This is a genomic window from Escherichia sp. KTE114 (assembly GCF_000407765.1).
In the GTDB taxonomy this organism is placed as follows: domain Bacteria; phylum Pseudomonadota; class Gammaproteobacteria; order Enterobacterales; family Enterobacteriaceae; genus Escherichia; species Escherichia ruysiae.
In genome coordinates this window covers 4,391,425-4,409,189 of the sequence record NZ_KE136626.1, presented here as the reverse complement: position 1 = coordinate 4,409,189, position 17,765 = coordinate 4,391,425, and the positions used below count along the sequence as shown (strand labels likewise).

At 52.9% G+C, this 17,765-nt stretch carries 14 protein-coding genes; 11 read left to right on the top strand and 3 right to left on the bottom strand.

Annotated elements, in window-relative coordinates; translation table 11 throughout:
• Window positions 1–44 precede the first annotated feature (44 nt).
• The 4 genes from qseE (at window position 45) to glnB (ending at window position 4,073) form a co-directional block, all read left to right on the top strand.
• Window positions 45–1,472, top strand: a complete 1,428-nt coding sequence (gene qseE, locus WC5_RS00440; protein WP_024192254.1) for a two component system sensor histidine kinase QseE/GlrK — start codon at window positions 45–47, stop codon at window positions 1,470–1,472.
• Between the two features lie 164 nt (window positions 1,473–1,636).
• Window positions 1,637–2,350 carry a two-component system QseEF-associated lipoprotein QseG gene (gene qseG / locus WC5_RS00445; RefSeq protein WP_010349127.1) on the top strand — a complete coding sequence of 238 codons (714 nt, stop codon included), beginning with the start codon at window positions 1,637–1,639 and terminating at the stop codon, window positions 2,348–2,350.
• Window positions 2,340–3,674, top strand: a complete 1,335-nt coding sequence (glrR, locus tag WC5_RS00450; RefSeq protein ID WP_000018523.1) for a two-component system response regulator GlrR — start codon at window positions 2,340–2,342, stop codon at window positions 3,672–3,674. Before qseG ends, glrR begins: the two co-directional genes overlap by 11 nt.
• 60 nt (window positions 3,675–3,734) lie before the next feature.
• A complete protein-coding gene (gene glnB / locus WC5_RS00455) occupies window positions 3,735–4,073 on the top strand; it encodes a nitrogen regulatory protein P-II (RefSeq protein WP_000717694.1) in 339 nt (112 codons plus the stop codon).
• A gap of 43 nt (window positions 4,074–4,116) precedes the next feature.
• Here glnB and hmpA read toward each other — a convergent pair whose 3' ends face one another.
• A complete protein-coding gene (gene hmpA, locus WC5_RS00460) occupies window positions 4,117–5,307 on the bottom strand; it encodes an NO-inducible flavohemoprotein (RefSeq protein ID WP_000883097.1) in 1,191 nt (396 codons plus the stop codon).
• A 327-nt stretch (window positions 5,308–5,634) separates the two neighbouring features.
• Between hmpA and glyA the strand changes: the two genes are divergently transcribed.
• Entirely contained in the window at window positions 5,635–6,888 is a 1,254-nt protein-coding gene (gene glyA / locus WC5_RS00465) for a serine hydroxymethyltransferase (protein ID WP_000919151.1), read from the top strand.
• Between the two features lie 63 nt (window positions 6,889–6,951).
• Here glyA and WC5_RS00470 read toward each other — a convergent pair whose 3' ends face one another.
• Window positions 6,952–8,145 (bottom strand): ROK family protein, encoded by a 1,194-nt coding sequence (locus WC5_RS00470; RefSeq protein WP_010349121.1) that lies wholly within the window; start codon window positions 8,143–8,145, stop codon window positions 6,952–6,954.
• A gap of 117 nt (window positions 8,146–8,262) precedes the next feature.
• Between WC5_RS00470 and WC5_RS00475 the strand changes: the two genes are divergently transcribed.
• The 6 genes from WC5_RS00475 (at window position 8,263) to WC5_RS00500 (ending at window position 17,192) form a co-directional block, all read left to right on the top strand.
• Entirely contained in the window at window positions 8,263–11,544 is a 3,282-nt protein-coding gene (locus WC5_RS00475) for a DUF5107 domain-containing protein (RefSeq protein ID WP_010349120.1), read from the top strand.
• A 96-nt stretch (window positions 11,545–11,640) separates the two neighbouring features.
• On the top strand, window positions 11,641–12,624 hold the full coding sequence (locus tag WC5_RS00480; protein ID WP_001124983.1) for a substrate-binding domain-containing protein: 984 nt from the start codon (window positions 11,641–11,643) through the stop codon (window positions 12,622–12,624).
• A 22-nt stretch (window positions 12,625–12,646) separates the two neighbouring features.
• Window positions 12,647–14,158 carry a sugar ABC transporter ATP-binding protein gene (locus WC5_RS00485; RefSeq protein ID WP_000493497.1) on the top strand — a complete coding sequence of 504 codons (1,512 nt, stop codon included), beginning with the start codon at window positions 12,647–12,649 and terminating at the stop codon, window positions 14,156–14,158.
• Window positions 14,159–14,182: 24 nt separating this feature from the next.
• Entirely contained in the window at window positions 14,183–15,181 is a 999-nt protein-coding gene (locus WC5_RS00490) for an ABC transporter permease (protein WP_001276673.1), read from the top strand.
• A 32-nt stretch (window positions 15,182–15,213) separates the two neighbouring features.
• Window positions 15,214–16,308, top strand: a complete 1,095-nt coding sequence (locus WC5_RS00495; RefSeq protein ID WP_000700839.1) for a zinc-dependent alcohol dehydrogenase family protein — start codon at window positions 15,214–15,216, stop codon at window positions 16,306–16,308.
• Window positions 16,309–16,319: 11 nt separating this feature from the next.
• Complete coding sequence (locus WC5_RS00500; protein WP_000158493.1) at window positions 16,320–17,192, top strand: aldose 1-epimerase; 873 nt, start codon at window positions 16,320–16,322, stop codon at window positions 17,190–17,192.
• A gap of 130 nt (window positions 17,193–17,322) precedes the next feature.
• Here the strand turns inward: WC5_RS00500 and WC5_RS00505 are convergent, their stop codons facing one another.
• Window positions 17,323–17,745, bottom strand: coding sequence for a DoxX family protein (locus WC5_RS00505; protein WP_001094719.1), 423 nt, complete (start codon window positions 17,743–17,745; stop codon window positions 17,323–17,325).
• Between the last annotated feature and the right edge of the window lie 20 nt (window positions 17,746–17,765).

Genomic DNA, 17,765 nt, shown 5'->3' with positions numbered 1-17,765 from the left:
CCTCGGTTAGCATCAGTCTATTCGCGTCTGACGAGAGTAACGCCTTGAAACGCTGGCCCGTTTTTCCCCGCTCATTACGACAACTGGTAATGCTGGCATTCTTGCTTATTTTGCTCCCTCTGCTGGTGCTGGCATGGCAAGCCTGGCAAAGCCTGAATGCACTTAGCGATCAGGCGGCGCTGGTCAATCGCACGACGCTTATCGATGCCCGGCGCAGTGAAGCGATGACCAACGCGGCGCTGGAAATGGAGCGTAGTTATCGTCAGTATTGTGTGCTGGATGATCCCACTTTGGCGAAGGTGTATCAAAGCCAGCGCAAGCGTTACAGTGAAATGCTTGATGCCCACGCAGGCGTGTTGCCGGACGATAAACTCTATCAGGCATTGCGTCAGGATTTGAACAATCTGGCTCAACTTCAGTGTAACAACAGCGGTCCCGATACCGCTGCCGCCGCACGTCTGGAAGCCTTCGCCAATGCCAATACCGAAATGGTTCAAGCCACTCGCACTGTGGTGTTCTCTCGCGGGCAGCAGTTACAACGCGAAATCGCCGAACGTGGGCAATATTTTGGTTGGCAATCGCTGGTGCTATTTCTGGTGAGTCTGGTGATGGTACTGCTTTTCACGCGGATGATTATCGGGCCGGTGAAAAATATCGAGCGCATGATCAATCGGCTGGGGGAGGGGCGTTCCCTGGGCAATAGCGTCTCGTTCAGTGGACCGAGCGAGTTACGCTCGGTTGGGCAACGTATTCTTTGGTTAAGTGAGCGCCTGTCATGGCTGGAATCCCAGCGGCACCAGTTCTTACGTCATTTATCTCATGAATTAAAAACGCCGCTGGCGAGTATGCGCGAAGGCACGGAATTACTGGCTGACCAGGTTGTCGGGCCGCTTACGCCAGAGCAAAAAGAGGTGGTGAGCATTCTTGATAGCAGTAGCCGCAATTTGCAAAAACTGATCGAACAACTGCTTGATTACAACCGTAAACAGGCGGACGGCGCGGTGGAACTGGAGAACGTAGAGCTGGCACCGCTGGTGGAGATGGTGGTTTCCGCTCACAGCTTGCCAGCACGGGCTAAAATGATGCATACCGACGTCGATCTCAAAGCAACAGCTTGCCTGGCGGAGCCAATGCTGCTGATGAGCGTGCTGGATAATCTTTACTCCAATGCGGTGCACTACGGGGCTGAATCCGGTAACATTTGCCTTCGCAGCAGTTTACATGGTGCGCGGGTTTATATTGATGTCATCAATACAGGCACGCCCATTCCGCAAGAAGAACGCGCCATGATCTTCGAACCCTTTTTTCAGGGAAGCCACCAGCGAAAAGGGGCGGTGAAGGGCAGTGGTCTGGGATTAAGCATTGCCAGGGATTGTATTCGCCGTATGCAGGGGGAACTGTATCTGGTCGACGAAAGCGGGCAAGACGTTTGTTTCCGCATTGAATTACCGTCGTCGAAAAACACAAAATAATGTTAAGAGCCTATCCCATCAGGCTATTTTATTTGCCAGTTTGGCTCCGGGCAGTGCTCGAAATCATCACGTACTATGTGTACGCTCCGGTTTCTCCGCGCTGTCCGTGTCCAAACTGCCTGCAACAATTACGCCCATTGGGATAGGCTCTAAGTCTGGTGAATATGCGACACATTTTTCAACGATTATTGCCCCGACGGCTGTGGCTGGCAGGGTTGCCTTGTCTGGCGTTGCTGGGTTGTGTGCAGAGTCACGATAAGCCTGCCATAGATACGTCTGCACAAGAAAAAATTCCGGTTTATCAACTGGCTGACTATCTTTCTACCGAATGTAGCGACATCTGGGCGCTGCAAGGTAAATCAACCGAAACTAATCCGCTTTACTGGCTACGGGCGATGGATTGTGCCAACCGTTTAATGCCAGCGCAGTCGCGCCAGCAAGCCCGTAAGTATGGCGATGGCAGCTGGCAAAATACCTTTAAACAGGGGATTTTGCTCGCCGACGCTAAAATTACGCCGTATGAGCGTCGCCAGATGGTCGCGCGCATAGACGCGTTAAGTACTGAGATCCCGGCGCAGGTTCGACCGCTGTATCAACTCTGGCGCGACGATCAGGCGTTACAATTGCAACTGGCACAAGAGCGCCAACGCTACAGTAAACTCCAGCAGTCCAGCGACAGCGAACTGGATACCTTGCGCCAGCAGCATCACGTTCTAGAGCAGCAACTGGAACTCACCACCCGCAAGCTGGAAAATCTGACCGATATTGAACGTCAGCTCTCGACCCGCAAACCGGCTGGAAATTTTGTCCCGGATGCGCCACACGAGAGCGAAACGCCCGCATCATCTACCAGTGAGGTCACCCCTGATGAGCCATAAACCTGCGCATTTATTATTGGTGGATGATGATCCTGGATTGCTGAAATTACTTGGCCTGCGTTTGACCAGCGAAGGCTACAGTGTGGTCACGGCAGAAAGTGGTGCAGAAGGATTACGGGTACTGAATCGCGAAAAAGTAGATTTAGTCATCAGCGACCTGCGAATGGATGAAATGGACGGTATGCAGCTGTTTGCTGAAATCCAGAAAGTGCAGCCGGGTATGCCAGTAATCATTCTTACCGCGCATGGTTCCATTCCTGATGCCGTTGCAGCGACACAGCAGGGCGTGTTCAGTTTCCTCACCAAACCTGTTGATAAAGACGCGTTGTATCAGGCAATTGACGATGCGCTGGAGCAATCCGCGCCAGCCACAGACGAACGCTGGAGTGAGGCGATTGTTACCCGCAGTCCACTGATGTTGCGTTTGCTGGAACAGGCGCGACTGGTGGCGCAATCAGATGTTAGCGTGCTGATTAACGGCCAGAGCGGCACCGGGAAAGAGATTTTCGCCCAGGCTATCCACAACGCAAGCCCGCGCAACAGCAAACCATTTATTGCTATTAACTGTGGCGCATTGCCCGAGCAGTTGCTGGAGTCAGAACTGTTTGGTCATGCGCGAGGTGCGTTTACTGGCGCTGTCAGCAATCGCGAAGGTTTATTCCAGGCGGCGGAAGGCGGTACGCTATTTCTCGATGAGATTGGCGATATGCCCGCACCGTTGCAGGTCAAACTGCTGCGCGTGTTGCAGGAGCGTAAAGTGCGCCCGCTGGGCAGCAACCGCGATATTGATATCGACGTGCGGATTATCTCTGCCACTCACCGCGACCTGCCAAAAGCGATGGCGCGCGGGGAGTTTCGCGAAGATCTTTATTACCGCCTCAACGTTGTCAGCCTGAAAATTCCGGCACTGGCGGAGCGCACGGAAGACATTCCGCTACTGGCAAATCACTTGTTGCGCCAGGCAGCAGAGCGACATAAACCCTTTGTTCGCGCGTTCTCCACCGATGCAATGAAACGCCTGATGACCGCCACCTGGCCAGGTAATGTTCGCCAGTTGGTCAACGTGATTGAACAGTGCGTGGCGCTGACCTCATCCCCGGTAATTAGTGATGCGCTGGTGGAGCAGGCGCTGGAGGGCGAAAACACCGCGTTGCCAACCTTTGTTGAGGCGCGTAATCAGTTTGAACTCAATTACTTGCGCAAGCTTCTGCAAATCACTAAAGGTAACGTCACCCATGCGGCGAGAATGGCGGGGCGCAACCGGACAGAATTTTATAAACTGCTTTCCCGACACGAGCTGGATGCAAACGATTTCAAGGAATGAATTGGCGTAATGTGTTACGTTTAGCAGATCAGAAGACAGGCGACCTTTTCAAGGAATAGCATGAAAAAGATTGATGCGATTATTAAACCCTTCAAGCTGGACGATGTCCGCGAAGCACTGGCTGAAGTCGGCATTACCGGCATGACAGTCACCGAGGTGAAAGGTTTTGGCCGCCAGAAAGGCCATACCGAGCTGTATCGTGGCGCGGAGTATATGGTGGATTTTCTGCCGAAGGTGAAAATTGAGATTGTCGTACCGGACGACATTGTCGATACCTGTGTCGATACCATTATTCGCACGGCGCAAACCGGCAAAATCGGTGACGGTAAAATCTTCGTCTTTGACGTGGCACGGGTCATTCGTATCCGTACCGGTGAAGAGGACGACGCGGCAATTTAAACCGCGTCAGGGTTGCCGGATGTTTCCATCCGGCAATATCAAATCACAGCACCTTATGCGGGCCAAAGCATTCGTAATGAATGTTTTCCTGCTTCACGCCCAGATCCACTAACTGTTTCGCGGCAAACTGCATGAAGCCCACCGGACCGCAGAGATAGAACTGCATGGCCGGATCGCTGAACGCACCTTCCAGTTTGCTTAAATCCATCAGACCTTCGCTATCAAACTGGTCTTTCGCGCGATCGGCCTCGCTCGGCTGACGATACCAGGTGTGTGCGGTAAAGCGCGGCAGTGATTGTCCCAGTTCCTTAACTTCATCAGCAAAGGCGTGAACATCGCCATTTTCTGCTGCATGGAACCAGTTCACCTGGGCGCTATGGCCTGCTTTTGCCAGCGTATCGAGCATAGCCAGCATTGGCGTCTGACCGACACCGGCAGAGATTAAGGTTACCGGTGTGTCATTTGTCACATCCATAAAGAAATCACCCGCCGGAGCCACCAGCTTCACGACATCGCCAACATTGGCGTGATTGTGCAGCCAGTTAGAAACCTGTCCGCCATCTTCGCGTTTCACCGCAATACGATAGCCTTTGCCATCCGGTTTACGAGTCAAAGAGTACTGGCGAATTTCCTGATGCGGGAAACCTTCCGGTTTCAGCCAGACACCGAGATATTGCCCCGGACGGTATTCTGCCACTGCGCCACCGTCGACTGGTTCCAGTTCGAAGCTGGTGATAAGCGCGCTGTGCGGTGTTTTAGCCACAATGCGGAAATCGCGAGTACCTTCCCAGCCACCAGTTTTTCTGGCGTTTTCGTTATAGATTTCTGCCTCGCGATTGATAAATACATTTGCCAGCACGCCATAGGCTTTCCCCCACGCGTCCAGCACTTCCTGACCCGGGCTGAACATTTCGTCCAGCGTCGCCAACAGGTGTTCGCCAACGATGTTGTACTGCTCCGGTTTGATCTGGAAACTGGTGTGTTTCTGCGCGATTTTTTCTACCGCTGGCAGCAGCGCAGGCAGGTTTTCAATATTACTGGCGTAGGCGGCAATAGCGTTAAACAGGGCTTCACGTTGATCGCCATTACGCTGGTTACTCATGTTAAAAATTTCTTTGAGTTCTGGGTTATGAGTAAACATACGGTCGTAGAAATGGGCGGTTAATTTTGGCCCCGTTTCCACCAGTAAAGGGATGGTGGCTTTTACTGTAGCGATGGTTTGAGCGTCAAGCATATGGTCTTCCTTTTTTTGCATCTTAATTGATGTATCTCAAATGCATCTTATAAAAAATAGCCCTGCAATGTAAATGGTTCTTTGGTGTTTTTCATCAAGAATGTGATGAAGTGAAAAATTTGCATCACAAACCTGAAAAGAAATCCGTTTCCGGTTGCAAGCTCTTTATTCTCCAAAGCCTTGCACAGCCTGAAGGTAATCGTTTGCGTAAATTCCTTTGTCAAGACCTGTTATCGCAGAATGATTCGGTTATACTGTTCGCCGTTGTCCATCAGGACCGCCTATAAAGGCCAAAAATTTTATTGTTAGCTGAGTCAGGAGATGCGGATGTTAAAGCGTGAAATGAACATTGCCGATTATGATGCCGAACTGTGGCAGGCTATGGAGCAGGAAAAAGTACGTCAGGAAGAGCACATCGAACTGATCGCCTCCGAAAACTACACCAGCCCGCGCGTAATGCAGGCGCAGGGTTCTCAGCTGACCAATAAATATGCTGAAGGTTATCCGGGCAAACGCTACTACGGCGGTTGCGAGTATGTTGATATCGTCGAACAACTGGCGATCGATCGCGCGAAAGAACTGTTCGGCGCTGACTACGCTAACGTCCAGCCGCACTCCGGCTCTCAGGCTAACTTTGCGGTCTACACCGCGCTGCTGGAACCAGGTGATACCGTTCTGGGTATGAACCTGGCTCATGGCGGTCACCTGACTCACGGTTCTCCGGTTAACTTCTCCGGTAAACTGTACAACATCGTTCCTTACGGTATCGATGCTACCGGTCATATCGACTACGCAGATCTGGAAAAACAAGCCAAAGAACACAAGCCGAAAATGATTATCGGTGGCTTCTCTGCTTATTCCGGTGTGGTTGACTGGGCGAAAATGCGTGAAATCGCTGACAGCATCGGTGCTTACCTGTTCGTTGATATGGCGCACGTTGCGGGTCTGGTTGCCGCTGGCGTCTACCCGAACCCGGTTCCTCATGCTCACGTTGTCACTACCACCACTCACAAAACCCTGGCGGGTCCGCGCGGCGGCCTGATCCTGGCGAAAGGCGGTAGCGAAGAACTGTACAAAAAACTGAACTCTGCCGTTTTCCCAGGTGGTCAGGGCGGTCCGTTGATGCACGTAATCGCCGGTAAAGCGGTTGCGCTGAAAGAAGCGATGGAGCCAGAGTTTAAAATTTACCAGCAGCAGGTCGCGAAAAACGCCAAAGCGATGGTAGAAGTGTTCCTGGAGCGTGGTTACAAAGTGGTTTCCGGCGGTACTGATAACCACCTGTTCCTGGTTGATCTGGTTGATAAAAACCTGACCGGTAAAGAAGCTGACGCCGCTCTGGGTCGTGCCAATATCACTGTGAACAAAAACAGCGTACCGAACGATCCGAAGAGCCCGTTTGTGACTTCCGGTATTCGCGTGGGTACTCCGGCGATTACGCGTCGCGGCTTCAAAGAAGCTGAAGCGAAAGAACTGGCTGGCTGGATGTGTGACGTGCTGGACAGCATCAATGATGAAGCGGTTATCGAGCGCATCAAAGGTAAAGTTCTCGACATCTGCGCACGTTACCCGGTTTACGCATAAGCGAAACGGTTAATCTGTTGAAAAAAGGCTTCCTCCGGGAAGCCTTTTTACCTTATCACACCATCAAATCTGGCGTAACTGTGCTTCAACATACAAATAGCCTATCCCCAGCACCTGTTGTGAGCGGCTTAATTGCCCAAAGCCAATTTGCGTCGCTTTTACGCTCGGTCCTTCGTCGCGGTCGAACGGGTTAAATCCCGTCTGGCGAATTATGGTATTAAGCCAGTTCTCGCCAAAGGCGCAACTGCGACCATACAACCAAATCTGATTAATATTAAGGATGTTGAGGAAGTTATACAGACTCAAACCAATGGCGTTGGCACTGCGGTCAACCCAACTGGTGATCCACGGTTCTCCACTCTGCCAGGCAGCGATTAATTGCGCGGTAGTCAGTTTTTCGGGATCAAGCTGAGTATTAACCGGTTGTGATTTTAGCCATACCCGCGCCTGCTTTTTAAATGCGCTTAACGAGGCGACGGTTTCCAGACAGCCGTAACGCCCGCAGTCGCAGGCGACGCCATCCGGGTTAACGATGGTGTGACCAATCTGTCCGCTACCATACAAACTGCCGCGATAAATTTGCTCGTTAATCACGAACGACGAGCCAATGCCGTAATCAACGTTGATCACGCAGAAATCCCGTCCCTGTGAATTATTTTGCCATTTCTCCGCCAGTGCCAGCATTACGCAGTCATTATCGACCATCACCCGAATGCCCAGCTTCTCTTCCAGCAGATACTTCACCTCAACTGGCGTTGTCCACGGCGCTTGCGGCATGGTTTGCGACACGCCGGTCACCGGATCAACCTGATCGTGGATTGCCAGCGCCAGGTTGATGGTACGGTTCGGCCACAATTTACGGTGGCGATGCCAGCATTTTTCGATTTCGGACAGCAGCGCCTGCGGCGTCGGTGCATCAATCTGTAAATATTCAAATACACCTTTCGGACTTAAACAGGCATTAGCGACCTGGCACTCAATGCTGGTGGGCGTAACGTTCAGGCACAGCGTCCAGTCGCCATCCGGTGCAATCAGCCATGTGCCGCTACTATGCCCGCGCGTCTGGCTTTCATCGTCGATATTCACCACCCGTTTTTCGCTTTCCAGCTCCTGCAAAATATTACTGACTGCCGGAATCGAAATTTGCGCCAGCCGGGCCAGCGTTGATTTATTGGCGCGCTTTTGCCGGTACAGCAGTTCCAGAATCACGCATTTGTTATGGTGGCGAATCTGTTGATTGTTAATGCAGGCTCTCATCTTCACTAAACCTTGTTTAGTTAATTGCGTGATTATTCCGCGAAAACATTGCCAGATTGTTCAATACACTGCCACAAATCTTTTAATTCAGTATGTCTTGTTAATATTGAGGGCACCATGACTCCAGTAAAAGTGTGGCAAGAGCGCGTTGAGATCCCGACCTATGAAACCGGACCGCAGGATATACATCCCATGTTCCTGGAAAATCGCGTTTATCAGGGATCGTCCGGCGCAGTTTATCCCTACGGCGTGACGGATACGCTGAGCGAGCAGAAAACCCTGAAATCCTGGGAGGCGGTGTGGCTGGAAAACGACTACATCAAAGTGATGATCCTGCCGGAACTGGGCGGTCGGGTGCATCGCGCGTGGGATAAAGTGAAACAGCGCGATTTTGTCTATCACAATGAAGTCATTAAACCGGCGCTGGTCGGGCTGCTGGGGCCGTGGATCTCCGGCGGGATTGAGTTTAACTGGCCGCAACACCATCGCCCGACCACCTTTATGCCCGTCGATTTCACCATTGAAGCCCATGAAGACGGTGCACAGACCGTGTGGGTTGGTGAGACGGAGCCGATGCACGGTCTACAGGTGATGACCGGTTTTACGTTGCGCCCTGACCGTGCCGCACTGGAGATTGCCAGCCGCGTCTATAACGGCAACGCCACGCCGCGTCATTTTTTATGGTGGGCCAACCCGGCAGTGAAAGGTGGGGAAGGGCATCAGAGCGTTTTTCCGCCCGATGTGACTGCGGTGTTTGATCACGGCAAACGCGCAGTTTCCGCTTTCCCCATCGCCACCGGCACCTATTACAAAGTGGACTACTCCGCCGGCGTGGACATTTCGCGTTATAAAAACGTGCCTGTTCCTACCTCATATATGGCCGAAAAATCGCAGTACGATTTTGTTGGCGCGTGGTGTCACGATGAAGATGGCGGTTTATTACACGTTGCCAACCACCACATTGCGCCGGGTAAAAAACAGTGGAGCTGGGGACACAGTGAATTTGGCCAGGCGTGGGATAAGAGCCTGACCGACAATAACGGTCCGTATATCGAGCTGATGACCGGCATTTTTGCTGATAACCAACCCGATTTTACCTGGCTTGATGCTTACGAAGAGAAGCGTTTCGAGCAGTATTTCCTGCCTTACCATTCTCTGGGCATGGTGCAAAACGCCTCCCGCGATACGGTGATTAAATTACAGCGTAGCGAGCGGGGGATTGAGTGGGGGCTGTATGCCATCTCCCCGTTGAACAGATACCGTCTGGCGATCCGCGAAATCGGCAAGCGCGAAGCGTTACTTAACGATGCCGTGGCCCTGACGCCAGCGACCGCCATCCAGGGCGTGTTGCACGGTATTGAGCCGGACAGATTGACCATCGAACTTTCCGATGCTGACGGCAATATTGTTCTGAGTTATCAGGAACATCAGCCGCAAGAGTTGCCGCTGCCGGACGTCGCCAAAGCGCCACTGGCAGCGCAAGACATTACCAGTACAGATGAAGCCTGGTTTATCGGTCAGCATCTGGAGCAATACCATCATGCCAGCCGTTCACCGTTCGATTACTACCTGCGCGGCGTGGCGTTGGATCCGCTGGATTATCGCTGTAACCTGGCGCTGGCGATGCTGGAATATAACCGTGCCGATTTCCCGCAAGCGGTGGCGTATGCCAGTCAGGCGCTGAAACGCGCACATGCGCTGAACAAAAACCCGCAGTGCGGACAGGCGAGTTTGATTCGCGCCAGTGCGTATGAACGTCAGGGGCAATATCAACAAGCTGAAGAGGATTTCTGGCGAGCGGTCTGGAGCGGTAACAGTAAAGCGGGGGGCTATTACGGTCTGGCACGGCTGGCGGCGCGTAATGGTAACTTCGACGCTGGTCTGGATTTTTGCCAACAAAGTCTGCGCGCCTGCCCAACCAATCAGCAAGTGCTGTGCCTGCATAATCTGCTGCTGGTGTTAAGCGGTCGTCAGGACAACGCGCGTTTGCAGCGCGAGAAACTGCTGCGCGATTATCCGCTGAACGCCACCCTGTGGTGGCTGAACTGGTTCGATGGTCGTACCGAGTCAGCCCTCACGCAGTGGCGTGGTCTGTGTCAGGGGCGTGACGTTAACGCCCTGATGACCGCCGGGCAACTGATTAACTGGGGAATGCCCGCCCTGGCGGCAGAGATGCTGAACGCACTGGACTGCCAGCGAACGCTGCCGCTTTATCTGCAAGCCAGTTTGTTGCCGAAAGCTGAGCGCGGCGAATTGATTGCGAAAGCCATTGACGTGTTCCCGCAGTTTGTTCGTTTCCCGAATACGCTGGAAGAAGTCGCGGCACTGGAGAGTATTGAAGAGTGCTGGTTCGCCCGTCATTTACTGGCCTGTTTCCATTACAACAAGCGCAGTTATGGCAAAGCGATAGCGTTATGGCAACGTTGCGTAGAGATGACGCCGGAGTTTGCCGACGGCTGGCGCGGGTTGGCGATCCATGCGTGGAATAAACAGCATGATTATGAACTGGCTGCCCGTTATCTTGATAATGCTTATCAACTTGCGCCGCAGGATGCTCGTCTGCTTTTCGAACGGGATTTGCTGGATAAGTTAACCGGGGCTGCACCGGAGAAACGACTGGCGCGTCTGGAAAATAATCTGGCAATTGCCCTGAAACGCGACGACATGACCGCAGAACTGCTCAATTTGTGGCATCTCACCGGTCAGGCAAACAAAGCGGCAGATATTCTCGCCACGCGCAAATTCCACCCGTGGGAAGGCGGAGAAGGGAAGGTCACCAGCCAGTTTATCCTCAATCAGTTGTTACGTGCCTGGCACCATCTTGATGCCAGACAGCCGCAGCAGGCCAGCGAACTGCTTCATGCCGCGCTGCATTACCCGGAGAATTTGAGCGAAGGCCGTTTACCGGGGCAGACTGATAATGACATCTGGTTCTGGCAGGCAGTATGCGCCAAAGCGCAGGGTGATGAAGCTGAGGCGACGCGTTGTTTACGCCTGGCGGCGACCGGCGATCGCACCATCAACATCCACAGTTATTACAACGATCAGCCAGTTGATTATCTCTTCTGGCAAGGGATGGCGCTGCGATTGCTGGGCGAACAACAAACCGCACAACAACTGTTCACTGAAATGAAACAGTGGGCACAAGAGATGGCGAAAACCAGTATCGAAGCGGATTTCTTTGCCGTCTCGCAACCCGACTTGTTGTCGCTGTATGGCGATTTACAACAGCAGCATAAAGAAAAATGCCTGATGGTGGCGATGCTGGCGGCAGCGGGATTAGGGGAGATTGCGCAATATGAATCTGCTCGCGCTGAATTGACGGCGATTAATCCGGCCTGGCCGAAAGCAGCATTATTCACCACCGTGATGCCTTTTATTTTTAACTACGTTCACTAAACCCTATTAACTGTAATCTTTGAGCGGCACGCACTGCCGCTCATCACTAAATAATTAGAATAAGCCGTTGTTAATAAAAACCCTACAGGAGGCACTATGCCTAAAAAAAGCAGAATAACCCGTAATCTATTATTAATGGCTACGCTATTAGGTAGCGCACTATTTGCCAGGGCTGCGGAAAAAGAAATGACCATTGGCGCAATATATCTTGATACTCAGGGATATTATGCCGGTGTGCGTCAGGGTGTTCAGGATGCGGCAAAAGATTCCTCAGTACAGGTTCAGTTAATAGAAACTAACGCGCAGGGCGATATTTCGAAAGAAAGTACTTTTGTTGATACGCTCGTGGCGCGTAATGTCGATGCTATTATTTTATCTGCTGTTTCTGAAAATGGCAGCAGCCGCACCGTTCGTCGCGCCAGTGAAGCGGGTATTCCGGTGATTTGCTACAACACCTGTATTAATCAGAAGGGCGTCGATAAATATGTCTCGGCGTATCTGGTCGGCGATCCGCTAGAATTTGGTAAAAAACTGGGTAACGCTGCTGCCGATTATTTTATTGCCAACAAAATTGCTCAACCGAAAATTGCCGTTATCAATTGCGAAGCCTTTGAAGTTTGTGTGCAGCGTCGAAAAGGATTTGAAGAAATATTAAAAGCTCGCGTTCCCGGTGCGCAAATTGTCGCTAATCAGGAAGGGACTGTTTTAGATAAAGCGATTTCCGTTGGTGAAAAACTGATTATCTCCACGCCGGATCTCAACGCCATTATGGGGGAATCTGGCGGTGCGACACTCGGCGCGGTAAAAGCGGTACGCAATCAAAATCAGGCCGGAAAAATTGCTGTTTTCGGTTCGGATATGACGACTGAAATTGCTCAGGAACTGGAAAACAACCAGGTGCTGAAAGCGGTGGTGGATATTTCCGGTAAGAAAATGGGCAATGCTGTTTTTGCGCAAACATTGAAGGTTATCAATAAACAAGCCGACGGTGACAAAGTGATTCAGGTGCCTATCGATCTCTATACCAAAACGGAAGACGGTAAACAGTGGCTGGCAACGCACGTTGATGGTCTGCCCTAATAGCTGATTCGCAGAGGTTCCTATGTTCACGGCAACAGAGGCAGTCCCGGTAGCAAAAGTGGTGGCAGGAAATAAGCGTTACCCCGGCGTCGTTGCGTTGGATAACGTTAACTTCACGCTCAATAAAGGCGAAGTTCGCGCGCTGTTAGGCAAAAACGGCGCGGGCAAATCGACCCTCATTCGAATGCTTACCGGCAGCGAACGTCCGGACAGCGGTGATATCTGGATTGGCGAGACGCGACTGGAAGGTGACGAAGCTACGCTGACTCGCCGTGCCGCTGAACTGGGGGTACGTGCGGTTTATCAGGAATTAAGTCTGGTGGAAGGGCTGACGGTGGCGGAAAACCTCTGCCTCGGTCAATGGCCCCGTCGCAACGGCATGATTGATTACCCGCAAATGGTGCAGGATGCCCAACGTTGCTTACAGGCGCTGGGTGTTGATGTTAGCCCTGAACAACTTGTTTCAACGCTAAGCCCGGCGCAAAAGCAACTGGTGGAAATTGCGCGGGTGATGAAGGGCGAGCCGCGCGTGGTCATTCTTGATGAACCCACCAGTTCGCTTGCCAGTGCGGAAGTTGAACTGGTGATAAGCGCCGTGAAAAAGATGTCGGCACTTGGCGTAGCGGTGATTTATGTCAGCCACCGGATGGAAGAAATCCGCCGTATCGCTTCCTGTGCCACCGTCATGCGCGATGGTCAGGTGGCGGGTGATGTGATGCTCGAAAATACCTCCACGCGTCATATTGTGTCGCTGATGCTCGGGCGCGATCACGTTGATATTGCGCCGGTTGTCGCTCAGGACATTGCAGAGCAGGCCGTGCTGGAAGTCCGCGCGTTACGCCACAGACCCAAACTTACGGAGATCAGTTTTTCCCTGCGTCGTGGCGAAGTGCTTGGCATTGCTGGCCTGCTGGGTGCAGGGCGTAGTGAATTGCTGAAAGCGATTGTTGGGCTGGAAGCGTATGAGCAGGGTGAGATTGTTATCAACGGCGAGAAAATCGCCCGCCCCGATTACGGCGACATGCTGAAACGCGGGATTGGCTATACCCCAGAAAATCGCAAAGAAGCGGGGATTATTCCCTGGCTGGGCGTTGACGAAAATACAGTGCTGACCAATCGGCAAAAAATCAGCGCCAACGGCGTGCTGCAATGGTCCACCATCCGCCGCCTGACCGAAGAGGTGATGCAGCGGATGACGGTCAAGGCCGCCAGTAGCGAAACGCCCATCGGCACGCTTTCTGGCGGTAATCAGCAAAAAGTAGTGATCGGTCGTTGGGTCTATGCCGCCAGCCAGATTTTGTTGCTCGACGAGCCAACACGTGGCGTCGATATCGAAGCCAAGCAGCAGATTTACCGTATTGTCCGCGACCTGGCCGCCGAAGGAAAAAGCGTGGTGTTTATCTCCAGTGAAGTGGAGGAGTTGCCGCTGGTGTGCGACCGCATCCTGTTATTACAGCACGGTACGTTCTCGCAGGAGTTTCACTCGCCGGTCAATGTGGACGAGCTGATGTCCGCCATTCTGTCTGTGCACTGATGAATTTTACCGAGGAACCTGAAGATGTCTGCTTCGTCATTACCATTGCCGCAGGGCAAGAGCGTCTCGCTCAAACAATTTGTCAGCCGCCATATTAATGAGATCGGTTTGCTGGTGGTGATTGCCATTCTTTATCTGGTCTTCTCCCTGAACGCACCTGGCTTTATCTCATTGAATAACCAGATGAACGTGCTGCGCGATGCCGCCACCATCGGGATCGCCGCCTGGGCGATGACGCTGATTATTATCTCCGGTGAAATTGATGTCAGCGTTGGACCGATGGTGGCTTTTGTCTCGGTGTGCCTGGCATTTTTGCTGCAATTTGAAGTTCCGCTGGCGGTGGCGTGTCTACTGGTGTTGCTGTTAGGCGCGCTGATGGGAACGCTGGCCGGGGTGCTGCGCGGTGTGTTTAACGTGCCAAGTTTCGTTGCCACTCTGGGGTTGTGGAGCGCCCTGCGCGGGATGGGCTTGTTTATGACGAACGCCCTGCCAGTGCCTATTGACGAAAACGAGGTGCTGGACTGGCTGGGCGGGCAATTTCTCGGCGTGCCGGTATCCGCGCTGATCATGATGGTGTTGTTTGCGCTGTTTGTGTTCATTAGCCGTAAAACCGCTTTTGGGCGCTCGGTGTTTGCTGTTGGCGGTAATGCCACGGCGGCGCAGTTGTGCGGTATTAACGTTCGTCGGGTGCGCATTCTTATCTTTACTCTTTCGGGAGTATTAGCAGCAGTCACCGGGATTTTGCTGGCTGCTCGTCTCGGTTCCGGTAACGCAGGTGCCGCAAACGGGCTGGAGTTTGATGTCATTGCTGCGGTCGTGGTCGGCGGTACGGCGCTTTCCGGCGGTCGTGGCTCGCTGTTCGGTACGTTGCTTGGCGTACTGGTGATTACGCTAATCGGTAACGGTCTGGTGTTGCTCGGGATTAACTCCTTTTTCCAGCAGGTGGTGCGCGGCGTCATCATCGTGGTGGCGGTCCTGGCGAATATCTTGCTGACCCAGCGAAGCACTAAAGCGAAACGCTAAACCTTAACGCCCCTGGCGCGGGTGCGGCAGGGATGAAAATTAATCGTATTGTTAATGAGGGACTTATGAAAACGATGCTGGCAGCTTATTTACCAGGAAATTCCACCGTTGATCTGCGGGAAGTTGCGGTGCCGACGCCGGGGATTAACCAGGTATTAATCAAAATGAAATCCTCCGGGATTTGCGGAAGCGATGTCCACTATATCTACCACCAGCACCGCGCCACGGCGGCGGCGCCCGATAAACCGTTATACCAGGGATTTATCAACGGTCATGAACCGTGCGGGCAGATTGTAGCGATGGGGCAGGGTTGCCGCCATTTTAAAGAGGGCGACCGCGTGCTGGTGTATCACATTTCTGGCTGTGGTTTTTGCCCGAACTGCCGTCGCGGTTTTCCTATCTCTTGTACTGGCGAAGGAAAAGCGGCTTACGGCTGGCAGCGTGACGGCGGTCATGCCGAATACTTGCTGGCGGAAGAAAAAGATTTGATCCTCCTGCCGGATGCGCTGAGCTACGAAGATGGTGCGTTTATCAGTTGCGGCGTTGGCACGGCGTATGAAGGGATTTTGCGCGGCGAAGTCTCAGGCAGCGATAACGTGCTGGTGGTTGGTCTGGGGCCGGTCGGCATGATGGCGATGATGCTGGCGAAAGGTCGCGGTGCGAAACGGATCATCGGCGTTGATATGCTGCCGGAACGTCTGGCGATGGCGAAACAGTTAGGCGTGATGGATCACGGTTATTTAGCAACCACCGAAGGTCTGCCGCAGATTCTCGCCGAACTCACCCACGGCGGCGCAGATGTTGCGCTCGATTGTTCCGGTAATGCCGCAGGGCGCTTGCTGGCATTGCAATCCACCGCCGACTGGGGGCGCGTGGTTTACATCGGAGAAACCGGAAAAGTGGAGTTCGAGGTCAGCGCCGATCTGATGCATCATCAACGGCGGATTATTGGCTCCTGGGTGACCAGTTTATTCCATATGGAAAAATGCGCCCACGATTTGACCGACTGGAAACTGTGGCCGCGTAACGCCATTACCCACCGCTTCTCGCTGGAACAGGCAGGTGATGCCTATGCGCTGATGGCGAGCGGCAAATGCGGCAAAGTCGTGATTAACTTCCCGGATTAAGGAGTTAGCGAATGACCATCTATACCTTATCTCACGGGGCGCTAAAGCTGGACGTTTCTGACCAGGGCGGTGTCATAGAAGGTTTCTGGCGTGATACGACGCCGCTCTTACGTCCTGGTAAAAAAAGCGGTGTGGCAACCGATGCCTCCTGTTTTCCGCTGGTGCCGTTTGCAAACCGGGTGAGCGGTAACCGTTTTGTCTGGCAGGAGCGAGAGTATCAACTGCAACCGAATGTTGAGTGGGATGCGCATTATCTGCACGGCGATGGCTGGCTGGGCGAGTGGCAATGTGTAACGCGCAGTGATGATAGCTTGTGCCTGGTGTATGAACATCGCAGTGGTGTTTATCACTATCGGGCAAGTCAGGCGTTTCATTTGACGGCGGATACGCTGACGGTCACGCTCTCTGTCACCAATCAAGGGGCAGAATCTTTGCCGTTTGGTACGGGCTGGCATCCTTATTTTCCGTTGTCGCCGCAAACGCGGATTCAGGCACTGGCGAGCGGTTATTGGCTGGAGCGGGAGCAGTGGCTGGCGGGTGAGTTTTGCGAGCAGTTACCGCCAGAACTGGATTTCAACCAGCTCGCGCCGCTGCCGCGCCAGTGGGTGAATAATGGTTTTGCCGGCTGGAATGGTCAGGCACGCATTGAGCAGCCGCAGGAGGGTTATGCCATCACTATGGAAGCGACGCCGCCTGCGCCGTGCTATTTCATCTTTGTCTCCGACCCCGCGTTTGATAAAGGATATGCGTTTGATTTCTTCTGTCTGGAACCGATGAGCCATGCGCCGGATGACCATCATCGCCCGGAAGGTGGTGACCTCATTGCACTTGCGCCGGGGGAGTCAACAACCTCAGAGATGTCGTTGCGGGTTGAGTTGCTGTAATTTATAGAATGCCGGATGCGAGTAATTTCAATTTTGTAGCAATCGGAGCACCATGCCTGATGCGACGCTTATCGCGTCTTATCAGGCCTACAATCGGTGTTGGATCTGTAGGCCGCATCCGGCGTCTTTCCTAACGTCGATCGAGAGAAATCGCCCCCGGCCCGGTAATTGCCAGCAGCAGGAATGCGCCAGCAATACTGACATTCTTCCAGAAATTAATCATATTTGGCCCGACTGCATCCCCGGACATATCCCAGTAATGGTGACCAATCACCGCAGTACCCAGAGTGTAGAAAATAAACAGCACCGCCAGCGGACGGGTGAAAAAGCCAAGCACGATTAATATCGCAGCGGGGACTTCCATAACTACCGCAATAATGGCTGCCAGCATCGGCATCGGCGCACCCAGCGAGGCCATATATTGTACCGTACCGTCAAAGCCCATCATTTTGGGAAAACCAAAAATAATGAAAATTAAGATGACGGCAATACGAGCAATTAATAACAACACGGGGCGGGCTGCGCCAAAATCAAAATAACGTAGTGTGTTCATAACCAATCCCTTTGCAAGAT